15 protein-coding genes are annotated in these 13,116 nt (G+C 58.0%); 9 read left to right on the top strand and 6 right to left on the bottom strand.

All coding sequences use genetic code 11. The features are described from left to right. Positions 1-32: 32 nt before the first annotated feature. Positions 33-638, bottom strand: coding sequence for a TetR/AcrR family transcriptional regulator (locus Q666_RS0134025; RefSeq protein ID WP_022997843.1), 606 nt, complete (start codon positions 636-638; stop codon positions 33-35). 143 nt (positions 639-781) lie between these two features. Here Q666_RS0134025 and Q666_RS58205 point away from each other — a divergent pair, with 143 nt between their 5' ends. Both Q666_RS58205 and Q666_RS58200 read left to right on the top strand, forming a co-directional pair. Next, positions 782-1,723: a sterol desaturase family protein gene (locus Q666_RS58205; RefSeq protein ID WP_022997844.1), complete on the top strand. Its 942-nt coding sequence runs from the start codon at positions 782-784 to the stop codon at positions 1,721-1,723. Next, positions 1,713-2,765: an alpha/beta fold hydrolase gene (locus tag Q666_RS58200; protein WP_022997845.1), complete on the top strand. Its 1,053-nt coding sequence runs from the start codon at positions 1,713-1,715 to the stop codon at positions 2,763-2,765. The genes Q666_RS58205 and Q666_RS58200 overlap by 11 nt, the downstream gene beginning before the upstream one ends. 38 nt (positions 2,766-2,803) lie before the next feature. Here the strand turns inward: Q666_RS58200 and Q666_RS58195 are convergent, their stop codons facing one another. Both Q666_RS58195 and Q666_RS58190 read right to left on the bottom strand, forming a co-directional pair. Beyond that, positions 2,804-3,505 carry a YafY family protein gene (locus tag Q666_RS58195; RefSeq protein ID WP_031268126.1) on the bottom strand — a complete coding sequence of 234 codons (702 nt, stop codon included), beginning with the start codon at positions 3,503-3,505 and terminating at the stop codon, positions 2,804-2,806. A gap of 42 nt (positions 3,506-3,547) precedes the next feature. After that, positions 3,548-3,922, bottom strand: coding sequence for a VOC family protein (locus Q666_RS58190; protein WP_022997847.1), 375 nt, complete (start codon positions 3,920-3,922; stop codon positions 3,548-3,550). Positions 3,923-4,161: 239 nt separating this feature from the next. Between Q666_RS58190 and Q666_RS65190 the strand changes: the two genes are divergently transcribed. From Q666_RS65190 to Q666_RS58180, 5 genes are all read left to right on the top strand, one after another. Then, positions 4,162-5,403 carry a HupE/UreJ family protein gene (locus Q666_RS65190; RefSeq protein ID WP_023014601.1) on the top strand — a complete coding sequence of 414 codons (1,242 nt, stop codon included), beginning with the start codon at positions 4,162-4,164 and terminating at the stop codon, positions 5,401-5,403. A gap of 232 nt (positions 5,404-5,635) precedes the next feature. After that, positions 5,636-7,195, top strand: a complete 1,560-nt coding sequence (locus tag Q666_RS65185; RefSeq protein ID WP_022997849.1) for an EAL domain-containing protein — start codon at positions 5,636-5,638, stop codon at positions 7,193-7,195. 167 nt (positions 7,196-7,362) lie between these two features. Then, on the top strand, positions 7,363-7,617 hold the full coding sequence (locus Q666_RS0134010; protein ID WP_031268132.1) for a YdcH family protein: 255 nt from the start codon (positions 7,363-7,365) through the stop codon (positions 7,615-7,617). Positions 7,618-8,002: 385 nt separating this feature from the next. Continuing rightward, a complete protein-coding gene (locus tag Q666_RS58185; RefSeq protein WP_022997852.1) occupies positions 8,003-8,443 on the top strand; it encodes a hypothetical protein in 441 nt (146 codons plus the stop codon). Positions 8,444-8,495: 52 nt separating this feature from the next. Further along, positions 8,496-9,248: an SDR family oxidoreductase gene (locus tag Q666_RS58180; protein ID WP_022997853.1), complete on the top strand. Its 753-nt coding sequence runs from the start codon at positions 8,496-8,498 to the stop codon at positions 9,246-9,248. A gap of 7 nt (positions 9,249-9,255) precedes the next feature. Here the strand turns inward: Q666_RS58180 and Q666_RS65725 are convergent, their stop codons facing one another. Both Q666_RS65725 and Q666_RS58170 read right to left on the bottom strand, forming a co-directional pair. Continuing rightward, positions 9,256-9,618, bottom strand: coding sequence for a hypothetical protein (locus tag Q666_RS65725; RefSeq protein WP_081713368.1), 363 nt, complete (start codon positions 9,616-9,618; stop codon positions 9,256-9,258). A gap of 170 nt (positions 9,619-9,788) precedes the next feature. Continuing rightward, positions 9,789-10,214: a secondary thiamine-phosphate synthase enzyme YjbQ gene (locus Q666_RS58170; RefSeq protein WP_031268134.1), complete on the bottom strand. Its 426-nt coding sequence runs from the start codon at positions 10,212-10,214 to the stop codon at positions 9,789-9,791. Positions 10,215-10,346: 132 nt separating this feature from the next. Between Q666_RS58170 and Q666_RS58165 the strand changes: the two genes are divergently transcribed. Continuing rightward, positions 10,347-11,645 (top strand): glycosyltransferase, encoded by a 1,299-nt coding sequence (locus Q666_RS58165; RefSeq protein WP_022997856.1) that lies wholly within the window; start codon positions 10,347-10,349, stop codon positions 11,643-11,645. Between the two features lie 25 nt (positions 11,646-11,670). On the opposite strand, the gene Q666_RS58160 is transcribed toward Q666_RS58165, so the two are convergent. Continuing rightward, positions 11,671-12,552 (bottom strand): LysR family transcriptional regulator, encoded by an 882-nt coding sequence (locus Q666_RS58160; RefSeq protein ID WP_022997857.1) that lies wholly within the window; start codon positions 12,550-12,552, stop codon positions 11,671-11,673. 111 nt (positions 12,553-12,663) lie between these two features. Between Q666_RS58160 and Q666_RS58155 the strand changes: the two genes are divergently transcribed. After that, positions 12,664-13,035, top strand: coding sequence for a VOC family protein (locus Q666_RS58155; protein ID WP_022997858.1), 372 nt, complete (start codon positions 12,664-12,666; stop codon positions 13,033-13,035). The last annotated feature ends 81 nt before the right edge of the window (positions 13,036-13,116 follow it).

The following is a 13,116-nucleotide window of genomic DNA, read 5'->3' as shown; positions in this document are numbered from 1 at the left end:
AAACGCGCCAACAGCACACTGCCAGCAGTTGATCAACCGTGTTTCAGCTCTGTGCCAACTGCGCGTTCGACAAAAGCCAACATGGATTGCCTGAGCTGTTTTCTGGTCGAAACATCTCTGGAAACGGCATTCTGGCCACCGCGTTCGATCAAACCAAGAACCAGTTCGGCCGACGTGGCAGGGTTTTCTTCAAACGTTGGCAGGCAGTTGGCAACCGCTTGAACGAGCCGGGCCCGGGTTTGTTCGAACAGGCCGCCGATCTCGGGATTTCTGAAGGCCTCGGCAACGATTTCCGCGCTCAACGCGGCATGTGCCGGCGACGAACAGAGATCGAAATACTCCGCCCCAAATTCCAGCAGTCTTTCCATCCGATTTTTTGACGTGTCTTCAAGCCGCCTCAGCAAGGGATCAAGTTCGACAGTTTCCAGCTCCGAGATGGCTGCGATGATCTCGTTCTTGCCCTTGAAGTGATTATAGAGATTGCTGAGGCTGATCCCCGCCTTTCCCGCGATGTCGCGCATGCCCGTCTGGTGAAACCCCTTTTCGATAAAAAGACCCGCAGCCGTTTCGACGATCATCTGCCGACGCTTAGCGGATTTTTCCAGACGGCTGGTGGATTGCGGCCTGGTTTCGGCCATCGGGAATCTCCTGTGCGACGCTACGAAGAAAGACCGTAGCCCGACTTCTTCTTCTGCTCTGTTCATTTCAGGTTCGTTGCCGTCTTGCAATCCTGGGCCGCGCGCCCAATTAAAGAACGAACGTTCGTTCTTTGTGAGGTGTCATGTATTCTGATCTGGAACTTCGCCTTCAGGAGGCGGCTGGTGTCTTCAACGGTATTGAAATTCTGGCGCTGGTCTTTCTTCTTGTTTTGGCTTCCGAAACCGTGTGGGACCGGTTTACCGGCTACCGTCAATCGCTATCGGAAACCGGCGCAAATCTGATTATCGGTCTTGTCTACGGTCTGCTGGAACGAACCGCATACGGGCTGATCCTCGTGATTGCCGTTTTCCTTGCAGAACCGTTCGCGCTTTGGGACCTGCCCATGAACGGCTTGACATGGGTGCTTGCGATCGTGGTCGCTGATCTGACGTACTACTGGATGCATCGCTGCGAGCACCGGGTACGGCTATTCTGGACCTATCACAGCGTTCATCATTCCTCGCCTGAGTTCAACTTCACGACGGCTCTGCGTCTGGCCTGGACCGAAGCGCTGTTCGAGTGGATGTTTTTCATTCCCATGGTGATTGTCGGCTTCGACCCTGTACAGGTGATCGCAGGACTTGCCGTCGTGGTGGCCTATCAATCGTGGATCCATACCGAAAAGGTCAGACGGCTCGGATGGCTTGAAAGCATTCTGAACACACCGTCGCATCATCGCGTGCACCACGGCAGCAATCCGGAGTATCTCGACAAGAACTATGGCGGCATCCTGATCGTCTGGGACCGGCTCTTTGGAACCTACACACCCGAGCGTGCCAAGGTTGTCTACGGGATCACCGATCCGCTCAACACATCCAATCCGATCACCATCAACTTTCGAGACTTCATTCGTCTTGGCACAGATGCGCTCAATGCCCCTTCCCTCGCCCAGGCTCTGAAGATGCTCATGAAACCTCCCGGCTGGACACCGACGCGCGATACGGCTCTTCCCATGGATCAATCCGACACTCAAATGCAGTCGCCTGCAGGTTCCAGCCAAGGGGAACACCACGATGAACATTGATCTGCTTCTGGCGACGTTTGCCGGCTATCTGGCGGTCTTCGGACTGAACGACCGGCCACAGGACCCGAAGGTCCGCGACTACCCCATTGAAACCGTCCAGATCAGAACTGCGTCCGGCACCGCCGTTCTGGATGCCGAGCTGACCTTGCCAAAAGGGAGGGGGCGCGTTCCTGCAGTGGTACTCATCACCGGTTCCGGCCCACAGGACAAGAATGAAGAAATTGCGGGCCACAAACCTTTTCTCGTGCTTTCAGATCACCTGACGAAATCCGGCTATGCCGTGCTGCGTTACGACGACCGCGGCGTGGGCCGGAGCACGGGAGACTTTGCGACAGCAACCCCGCAGGATCTCGCGAGCGACGCAGCCGCCGCGCTTGCCTATGTGAAGTCTCATCCGCGTGTTGTTTCCGAAAAAACCGGATACATCGGCCACTCGGAAGGCGGCTATCTCGCGCCGATCGCGCAGCAGATCGAACCGGCCGCCTTTCATGTTTATCTTGCAGGCCCTGCCCTGCCGCTTGTTCCCGATGTCATGCGCACTCAGGTTCAGGATATCGGGCGTGCGGAAGGCCTGTCCGATGAAGTCATTGCCGGACAGAGCCGCGCGGTGAATGAGATCAGCTCCGCTCTTTTGAAATCCGGAACACCGGCAGAATTACGCGAGGACATCACGAAGGCCTTGAAGAACTCGGGGGCGAGCGGTTCCCAGATCAGGCAAAACCTGGCCGTCTGGGCGACGCCCTGGGCCTCCGCCTACGCGCGGCACGATCCGCTTGAGCAGCTGGCAGGCCTGACCATTCCGGTGCTGGCCCTTTTCGGTGAGCACGACTTGCAGGTTTCCGCCAGCGAGAATTCACCTGTCATGCGAAGAGCCCTCACCCACCCGCTCTCGGATGTCAGAACGCTGCCTGGCCTCAATCACCTGTTCCAACCAACGCAAACCGGACGTATCAACGAGTATATCCGGATAGCAACGACCATCGATCCAACCGCATTGCAGGCGATTGCGACATGGCTCGATATGATCGTGCAGGTGCCATAAAAACGCGGTAACGGTGCCCTTCTCCTGCGGCCAGGCCGTCACCCCCCGGTGTTGCCGTAGTTTTCCGCCTCCATGCCCCGGTAGAAATCCTTCAGCGTCTTGCCGGGTTCCGGATCAAACCTGTCTCCCGTCTCCCGCATTTCGGAAATTCGGTCCAGACGGAACATACGGAAGTCCTGGCGCAATTCGCACCAGGCCACCAGCGTCCAGACCTTGCCCCAGAACCACAGTCCGAGAGGGCGGATCGTACGATCGGTCGGCTCTCCCTTGCTGTCGCAATACGCCACGAACAAGCGCCTGCGGCCATCGGCAGCCGCCTCCAGAAAATCGATATGAGCGCGGATTTGCGGTGTCATCTCTGGCGCGAACGCGTGGATCTCGACTTCGTTCTGACGCACCCGCATCTTTTCCGGCAGGACAGCGTCAATCTTGATCATCGCCTCTTCGGCGGCCCGGGCCATGGCGGCCCCGCCCCAGGCACGGATCAGACGCGCACCGGCGAGTAGAGCAACAATTTCATCCCGGGTGAACATGAGTGGTGGCAGTTCATAGCCATCGCGCATGATGTAGCCGACACCAGCCGCACCTTCGATCGGCACGCCGGATGCCTGCAAGTCGGCAACATCGCGATAGATGGTGCGTTCGGATACTTCCAGCCATTCGGACAGCTGACGTGCCCGTACGAGCCGGCCGCCGCGCAGATATTGCACGATCTGGAAAAGGCGGTCGGCGCGTCTCATGATGCCGGCTCCTTGCGAAGCCGACATCCTGTCAGTCTCAAATCAGCGTGCGAACATGCCGATGGAATTTCCGTCCGGGTCGATGCCATAGGCAAAGCGCCCCGCCGGAATGGCAGCCGGATCGGAAATGATCTCTCCCCCCTTGGCGGCGAACCGTTCCATCGTTTCTTCCAGGGTGTCCGGGCAGGCGAGATGAATGGTTGGTCCGGTTCCGTTCTGCGCGGGTTTTCCCGGGTAAAGGTGACCTGCAATCCCACCCTGCTCCTTGGTCGGAAAGATTGCGATCTCATTTGGTCCCATGTCGATGACACGTCTAAGCTCCGTTTTGAAAACGTCGTTATAAAAGCTGACCGCCTTGTCCAGATCGGAGACGGGAATCTCCATCCAGACGTTGAAGTGATCGGGTGCAAAAGTCATGGAAAGTCTCCTCAGGCGCTGTGATGAGGATCACCTTATCAAACCTCTCCTGACAGCATTCTGTCAGGAGAGAGTGACAAACATATATGACGCAAGGTCAAGTAAACACCTGCAAATTTCGTCTCACAGATGAATTTGGAAAAGAGGCTGATGACAATTAGCCGGCAACACGCCCTCACAGCTAAACTGCATGGGCCGGGACGCAGACCAAGGCGGTGTGACAACCGGAAGGAGAGGTCATGAAACGCTGGCAGATGATCCTTTTCAGCCTCTTGCTTCTGCTGACAAACTTCACGCCTGCCTTCGCGCATTTTTCGGAAGGTACCAAGGTGCGCACGCTTCTGGTCTCCCGTGAAGGTGACACGCTTACAGTTCATGTGCGGGTGCCCGCTCCGCTTGTCTTCTCGGATCTCGTCGGTCGCTCGCAGGTCGAACAGGTACCACTGGTCTCGCCGTTTCTTCGCCTGGAGCAAAACCCGGACGGTGAGCGCTACCGGGTTGATCTCGGTGCAATCGACAGCAATCGATCTGCCTTTGAAAACCGGCTGCGCAACGCCCTCGTCTTTTCGCAGGCGGGCCTTGCCCTGCCGGTGGAGATCATCGGGTTTACGGTTCACGCCAGTCGACCTGATCAGGACATCGACACAGCTGTTGCCGCCCAATCCGCGTTGAGCGAAGCTTTCCCGAATGAAGACCCGCTCTTTGGTACGGCAGTCATCGACTACGCGCTCAGGCTGGAAAGCAGCGATCCGACCGGTGTCCTTCAGGTGCAGTCCGGGTACGCTCCCCTGATCCCGGGGCCCGGCATAGCCATCGACAACCACCTGATTGATACCCGCATCACCCCTTCGGTTTCGACCACGGCTCCCGGGCAACTGGAAGAACCTGCGCGGTTCGACGGATCCCGGCTCAGCACGTTTCTGCATTTCATCCACCAGGGCACCCTGCATATTCTGGAAGGCCTCGATCACGTCTTTCTGGTGATTGCGCTGGCTCTGGGCGTCGGGGCAACGCGGAGACTGATTTACCTCGTCACCGCCTTCACGATCGGGCACTCAGTCACGCTGATTGCCACCTTCCTCGGGGCAACACCTTCCTGGCCATGGTTCATCCCGCTGGTGGAGACGGCCATTGCCGCTTCCGTTCTTTATGCGGCCATCGCGGCAATGGTCCGGAAGTCGGGCTCGGTGATCGTCTTCGCCGCGATCGGCCTGTTGCACGGCCTCGGCTTTTCCTTCGTTCTTGCGGACATACTCGGCCGGGGCGCACCGGACCTCATACCCGCGCTGCTGGCATTCAATCTCGGCATCGAATTTGGCCAGCTGATCATTCTCGCCGTAACGCTCTCCATCGTCCTGCTTCTGCGAAAGACAGCTAAACCCGCCCTGCAACCCTTGAGGCTCGGCGCTCTGTCGGGGATTGCGATCCTGTCGGCCTGGTGGGTCATCGAGCGCCTGCCCGGATTGCTGATTTCGGCCTGACTTGAGGACACCTCATGGCCTTTTCAGGCAAAAAACACCCTAAAAAGACATAAAAAGCCGATTAATCTGCCGGGTTAAGCGCCGTTAATTCTAACAATTGACTTGTTCTTAATCCCGACCGTGCAACTTGGGCGGAATAATAATTGGCAATGAAATGGCTCGTCACGGTACCTCGCCCAATACCCGCCCACTATTAAAAGGCTCTCTTGCAGGCCTCGCGACGGTTGCCGTCATGTTGCTTATAGCCTGGGCCGGTGTCGCCTATGACGGGCAGAGCGAACTGCAGAAACAGACAGCAGACCTTCTTGGCATCTGGCAGTCCAACATAGACCGTGGAAACAAGCTCTACGGAGCCCTGGAAAGACTTCCCGAAGACGATTGCAGCGACGCGCACCTGAAAACGCTGAACACACTCGTCTACAACGACAATCACATTACCAATATCTGGTTTTTTCCGAACGGCGACACGAACGCCGCCTGCTCTTCGAGCTTCGGACGTTTCGAACCTGCCCACGATTTCGGCCCGCCTGAAAAGGCGCAACTGTTCCGCGATGGCAGAGAGACCTGGTACAGGGTGCCCTTCGACAAGGCCGAGGGTGTCGACAGCGTTACAGTGATCAAGAAGGGCCGCTACGGCGTTTCATTCTACCAGACCGGCAACCTGGCAACGGCCGCCGACGACATGTTCTATGTGTCGAGTGTTGAAGACCCTTACACGGTTCTGTTCCACGCCAATGGAAACGCGGGCCTTCTGAAGCAATACCGCGACAACTACGGTCCGATGTTCGGCAACGTCTACGCACAGGCCTGCGGCGAAGGCGATGTCAGGCTGTGTTACCTGACCATGATCCCTGCCAGCCGGATCGTTCAGCAAAATATCGGCCTGCTCGCAATTTTTGCAGTCTTCGGCATCGTCACCGGCGCGCTCGTTTTCCTGCGGGTGAAACGGATCGTGCGTGACCGCCACAGTCCCGCCGGGCGGATCCGTCACGCGATCGCCAACGGCGGCAAAGGTTTCGAGCCGCACTACCAGCCCATCTTGTCGCTCGACACGATGAAATGCGAAGGCTGTGAGGTTCTGGCCCGGTTCGAAGATGCCCAGGGCAAGCTTTTCCCGGATGAATTCGTGAACATAATCCAGCAGGAGAACCTGACCTGGGAGTTTACCGAGATCATCATCGCCAAGGCACTGCGCGACCTGAAACCGCTGCTTGCGGGACGGCCGGGTTTCAAGGTGTCCGTCAATTTCTTCCAGGCGGACCTGGAAGACGAACAGATCCAGTCCGTTATTCAGTCGCCGGTTTTTGCAATGGCGACGGAAGCCGGTCTTTCCCTGTGCTGCGAGATCCTGGAAACCGGGATCCGGTCCGGTACCAGCATCGCAAAATCGCTGGAATACCTGCGCAGCATCGGCTGCCTGATCGCAATTGACGACTTCGGCACCGGCTATTCCAACCTTGCCCAGATCAAGGCGCTCAAGCCCGATCTGGTGAAGATCGACAAGATGTTCGTCGATGATCTCGGTAGCACCACCGATACGGCCCGCGGCGCCTTTGTTCAGGCGATCCTCGGCATTGCTTCGGCACATGGAATGAAAGTCTGTGCGGAGGGTGTCGAGACGATGGACCAGCTTGCGTCCCTCAGGAACCGAGATGTGGACTACGCCCAGGGCTATTTCTTTGCCAAACCGATGCCTATCCGTGACTTCTCCCTCTACCTTCTGGAACAGACCTTGAAGGAAAAGATGCCGACGAGCGGACGCTTGGCAAAGCTCAAGCCTGTCAGCGGCTGACACCCGTTCCAGCGCCGATCGCCTGCTTTTCCAGGTTTCCAGCCTCGCGCGTGCGCGCAAACCGGTGCCACCACAAAAACTCCGATGCAATTTCGAGCACGATTGATCTGTCTCAAGGTGAATTGAACAGGTTGGCGGCACCTTGTGGTTCTTACAAGGAGGCAAGAATGAGCCACGTGCCACACGAGTTACATGAAGAATTTCCGGAAGCCGCAGACACTTTGCATGCGTTGAAAACAAGTGATGCCCATTTCGCCCGGCTGGCGGATGAATATCACACCGTCAATCGCGAAGTGCACCGCATCGAGACAGATGTGGAACCGGCATCCGACGATGTCCTGGAAGACCTGAAAAAGAAGAGACTAAATCTGAAAGACCAGATTGCTGCCATCCTGGCGGCAACGGCTAACACCGTGTCCTGAGCCCCTCCTTTTCAGGCCGGTGTTAAAGCCCGCGCCGTCCCCGTCCGACGGCGCGGGCCACCACATGCAGCTCTCCAGGACAACGTCCCGGCCCACCAGGAGCGCAGTGGAGCACATTTCCGGTTTTGGCGACCTTGTCGCCCACACGGTCAGCATATCGACAAAGAGTTGAAAAAAGAAGGCGCCGCAGCTTTTCGTAAAAGCCCGGCGCCAGTCTGGGGAGGAACGACCCTCATCGTTCACCCTACGATGTGGGTCTTCACGCAAATAGTTGCAAGGCAAGCCTGTGTGAGGCTTGCGTGATCCGGAACCAGCGCTCCCGGGCACAGCTTGACCCGCACGCGGGGCTGTTATCTTCTGGGGCAAGTTCATTTCGGATCAGCCCATGCCCCTTGTTCGCCTTTGCCTGCTTCTGCCCCTCTTGTTCTCGTCCAAAGCATTTGCCGCCGATCATTGCATCGATGTTCAGGCGAAACGCGGCTGGCAGCAACTGTCCCTGCCCGGCGGCAAGATCACCGGCGTGCAGTATTCCGGCGGCTGGAGCGTGATTGCCGGCATGTACAAGGCTGTCGGCCCGCGTGGCTACACGGGCGAAGACGCCCGCCGGCTAGGCCCGCTCTACGGCTACAAGTTTGACCAATCCTACGCTTTCGGCGAGATGCTTGTGCGAGATCAGGCGGGCCGCATTGTGCCGTTCGCGGAGTTTGCCGCGCTCGCCGTCAACTCGCGCGATCCGGCCGGTGTCTATGCCTTCCGCATCAACGACAAGGATATCGCGCTGCCGGACAATGCCGGTTCCATTCGCGTCTGTATTTCAATGCGCTGACCCTCTCAACAGGCCCGCTTCCCCTTCCCCTGCCCTGAACGGATCTCCCCCCATGACCCAGAAAACCATCCTCATCACCGGTGCTGCCCGGGGCATCGGCCTTGCGACGGCAAAGCTCATGCTGAGCCGCGGCTGGCAAGTTGCCATGCTTGACCGGGATGTCGACGAACTCGCGATTGCGTCCGAAGGTCTGGCAGGTGCCGTTCCGTTTATCTGTGACGTTTCCATCGCAGAGCAGGTCGAGGCAACCATCCCTGCCATCTTGCAGAAATTCGATCAGCTGGATGCCGTCGTGAACAATGCCGGCGTCGCCGAATTCGGCCCGATCGAGGAGACGGATTTTGCCATGTGGCGGCGGGTCATGGAGACCAATCTCGACGGCGTGTTTCTGGTTTCTCAAGCTGTCGTTCCCGCCTTGAAGAAAACCCGTGGCGCCATCGTCAACATCGCCTCCATTTCCGGCCTGCGCGCGTCAACGTTGCGAGTTGCCTATGGAACCTCCAAGGCCGCCGTCATCCAGCTCACCAAGCAACAGGCAGCGGAACTTGGCGAATACGGCATTCGTGCCAACTGTGTCTGCCCGGGCCCCGTGCGCACCAAGCTGGCGATGGCGGTGCACAGCCAGGACATCATCGATGCCTATCACGACGCGATCCCGCTCAACCGCTATGGCTCGGAAACGGAAATTGGCGAAGTAATCGCCTTTCTATGCTCCGAGCAGGCGAGTTACGTCACCGGGCAGGTGATTGCTTCCGATGGTGGTTTTGAAAGCACCGGGGTTGGTCTTCCGGCACTTCGCAAGTAAGTGACCGTTACTCGACTTTCAGGAAGACACAACGCTGCATAACGGGCCGGTTTGCGGACTTGCGGGAACAATCTTCTTTCCGGAAAGCGCCCTCAGGCCGGTATTGGTCCATGACCGCGTCCAGGCGATCATTGGTGATGGCAGAGTTGGCCCTTTGCAGGCACGGCAGCAGGAGCGCCTTGTTCGCCCGTTGCTGGGCACCGCTGGGATATTTGCCCGGCTCCGGATTGACGGGTTTGAAACACTCGATGAAGACCGCCTCCTCTATACCGAGGTCTGCCGCGATCCTGTCGGTTGGGCGGTTCGGGTCGTTATCGGCAATGGCGGGACCAGCCAGGAACAGTGCGGCAAGGAAAAGGGTGGTGCGCATCTGACTATCTCCCTGAAACGCAACCGACTTCCGGTTTTCGGAGACGGATTTCCGGATCATGCAACCACTCTACCGGCTTCAATTTTTCAGGATGTGATAATCGTCACAAATTTTCCGAAAGCGCCTTTTTTCTCAATCACGGTCATCGATCGCGCAGACAAAACATCCGATTAACTGTCAGGCAGAAAATGAGCGGCGATCTGACGCTGATGGGCTCGGGTCCGATGTTCGAACAGATAAATTCCCTGCCAGGTTCCAAGCGCCATGCGCCCTGCCGAGACGGGAATGGAAAGCGAAACCGGCAACATCGCCGCCTTGATGTGGGCAGGCATATCGTCCGGTCCCTCCAGGGTATGCACCAGATAATTCATGGAAGGATGATCTGCGGGCGGAACCAGGCGTTCGAAAAACGCCTTCAGGTCGCGCTGCACATCCGGATCCGCATTCTCCTGGATCAGCAGCGAACAGGATGTGTGGCGAACGAACAGTGTGAGCAAGCCGTCTTCCGCACCCGATTCTGCAAGCCATTCAGCCACCGACGAGGTGAATTCGTAAAGGCCCTGCCCGCGGGTACCAATTGCGAATCTGGTTTGCATCGTTTCCTCCGAGGACCATTTGCCGCTTCGCACTGGCTTAGGCGATCCACGCTACGGTTGCAATTGCAGCTGCGGGCCGCCATCTGAGGGAAGCCTACCGAAGCCCCGCCAGTTTTCCGAACCGAGGCCCTGATGCCAACTCCCCGAAAGAAGATCCTCATTGCCTCTCTGGGCACGCGCGGAGACGTTCAGCCCTATGTTGCCTTGGCACACGACCTGGCAAAGATGGGAGCCGACGTCGTGGTGACGACGGGAGAAGGTTTCGATGACATGATCACCGCCGCCGGTGCCCGGTCACGGCCGGTTCCACTCGATTATCAAGCCCTTCTGCAAAATGAGGACATTCAGGCTGCGCTGTTCACGTTGAAGGGCAAAATCCGTGCAGCCCGCAAGAATATCGATCTGCAGAAGGAGGCCGCCCGGCGCCTCTGGCAGATCGGCATGCAGGAAAAACCGGACCTTATCCTGTTCAATCTCAAGGCAACTGTCCTGACGCTTGTGGCGCGTCATCTCGACGTACCCGCCCTGCCGACAGCGCTTCAGCCGGTGAGCGCGGCAACGGGTTCCTTTCCGCTACCGCTTTTTGGATTGCCCGACCTCGGTCCCTTCCTGAATCGGCAAAGTTTTGCCATCGGTCGCTCCCTGATGCGGCTGGGTATCGCGCCGCTCGCAAAGGCCGTCCGCGCGGAAGCGGGGACGAAGGATGCCCCTGCCCATTCGGGCGATCTGATGGACGGCCATATGCCCGGCGGAGGATCGCCGCTGTCCCTTCAGGCTTTTTCCCGCGGTCTCGTGCCAACACCACCAGACTGGCCGGAGAACAACTGGGCCTGCGGCTATTGGCTGACCGAACCTGATCCGAACTACGTTCCGCTGGAAGATCTGGCTTCGTTTCTGGAAAACGGCCCGGAGCCAATCTATCTGGGCTTTGGCTCCATGCCGAGCAGGAACCCGGCAAAGCTGACAGAAACCGTGCTTGCAGCCCTGGAACAAACCGGCCAACGTGCGATCCTGGCGACGGGCTGGGGAGGATTGTCCGGGCAAAGCCTGCCGCGGACACTTTCAGGCCGCGTCTTCCTGCTGGATAAAGCACCTCACAGCTGGCTTTTCCCGCGTTGCGCGGCAATCGTCCACCACGGTGGTGCCGGCACCACCCACGAAGCCCTGCGCTGGGGCAAACCTTCGCTGGTCTGTCCCGTCTTTGGCGATCAGCCTTTCTGGGGCGCCCAGGTTCACAAGATCGGAGCCGGGCCTGCACCGATCCGGCAAAAGTCGCTCACTCCTTCGAAACTCGCCCGGGCGCTGATGCAGCTCGAAGACCCTGTGTATCGTGTCGGCGCCAAACGGGTGGCAGACATCATGGCAAGCGAACCGGGTGCGCGAGGTACGGCAGAACGGCTCCTATCGATGATCGGCGCTGACAGGATCTGATTAGACTATGATGTCTAAAACCAAGCTACGTATCTGAAAACGCGGCTTCGGCCCCGAAGGCTGTTGCCAGAAACCGCGTCATGCAGGCGACCCGTTCGACAGAGCGAAGGTCGGGATGGGTCAGCACCCAGAGCTCATTTGCTGGTACATCATTGGCGAGGGCCAGTTTCTGCAAGCCGCCTTGTGCGACATCCACCGGAACGAGACATATCCCCAACCCCTTGCGCGCCAATGCAGCCATGGTCATCAGATCATCGCTTCGAACCGCGATCCTGTCGCGATGCGTCCTGTCCATCTGTTGGAAGCCAGGCCGTTGGGACAGCAGTCCGCTTGCGCCAATCAGGTCATGTGTTGTGAGATCGGCCGAATTCGACGGCGCGTCCTTGCGCTCCAGATAGGTCTGGCTTGCGAAATAGGCCCAGGGAATATCTGCGACCTTGCGTCCGATCAGGTGTTCGGGCGGAGATGACGTGACCCGCAAGGCAATCTCCGCAGCCCTGCTGGACATGTTGATCTCCTCGTTGGAAGTCAGCAGCTCAACGGTGATGTCGGGAAACCGGGCTCTGAAGTCGCGCAGATAACCGGGAAGGAAATGGGCTGCGAAACTTGCAGGGGCCGTCAATCGAATTCGCCCCTTCAAAGCCAGATCCGCCCCGGATATTCGCCGATCGATGTCCTCCATGGCAACGACAACAGACTGCGCCAGGTCCAGAATTTCGGCACCAGCCTCGGTCGGTCTGTAACGGCCCTTCACCTTTTCGAACAATCTGGAGCCAAGCTGCTCTTCCAGAGAACGGATGTGCCTGAACGCCGTGGCATGGCTGATTGCGAGCTTTTCAGCAGCCTTGCCGAGACTGCTGGTCTCGGCGACCGCGTGAAACGTTCGAAGGTAGTTCCAATCCATCATGTTCTTTCAAATTTGAAAACTTCCACCTTAAATCTGCCTATTCCAAACATTTTTGCAAACACCTAAATCCATCACGCCGGCACCGCACACACCAATTTTCAGGAGAAAATCATGATCGGATATACGTCTTTGGGAACCAACGACCTGAAGCGGTCAGCAGCGTTTTACGACGCATTGCTGGCTGAACTCGGCGCACAGCGGCTGATGGAGTTCGATGACTTCATCGTCTGGGCGAACCAGCCGACCACGTCAGCCTTTTCCGTGCATATTCCTTATGACGGCAAACAGGCGACCGTCGGCAATGGCGTCATGGTCGCATTGTCCGCCCAGAACCGGGCACAGGTCGATGCGGTCTACCGCAAAGCCATCGAGCTTGGCGCGGCGGACGAAGGCAAGCCCGGCCAGCGCGCCGACAACGGCTTTTATGCCGCCTATTTTCGGGACCTGGACGGCAACAAGCTGAACGTGCACCACATGGTCTGAGTTCAAATCGGTTCCATGCAAGAGCGATCAACAGTGTTGATCGCTCTTTCCTTTTTGGCCGCAGCCTGACACAACTAGACA

This window comes from Labrenzia sp. C1B70 (genome assembly GCF_000475395.1).
Classification (GTDB): Bacteria; Pseudomonadota; Alphaproteobacteria; order Rhizobiales; family Stappiaceae; genus Roseibium; species Roseibium algicola.
Note: the sequence above shows the minus strand (reverse complement) of the source record. Positions and strands in the feature narration are given on the sequence as shown.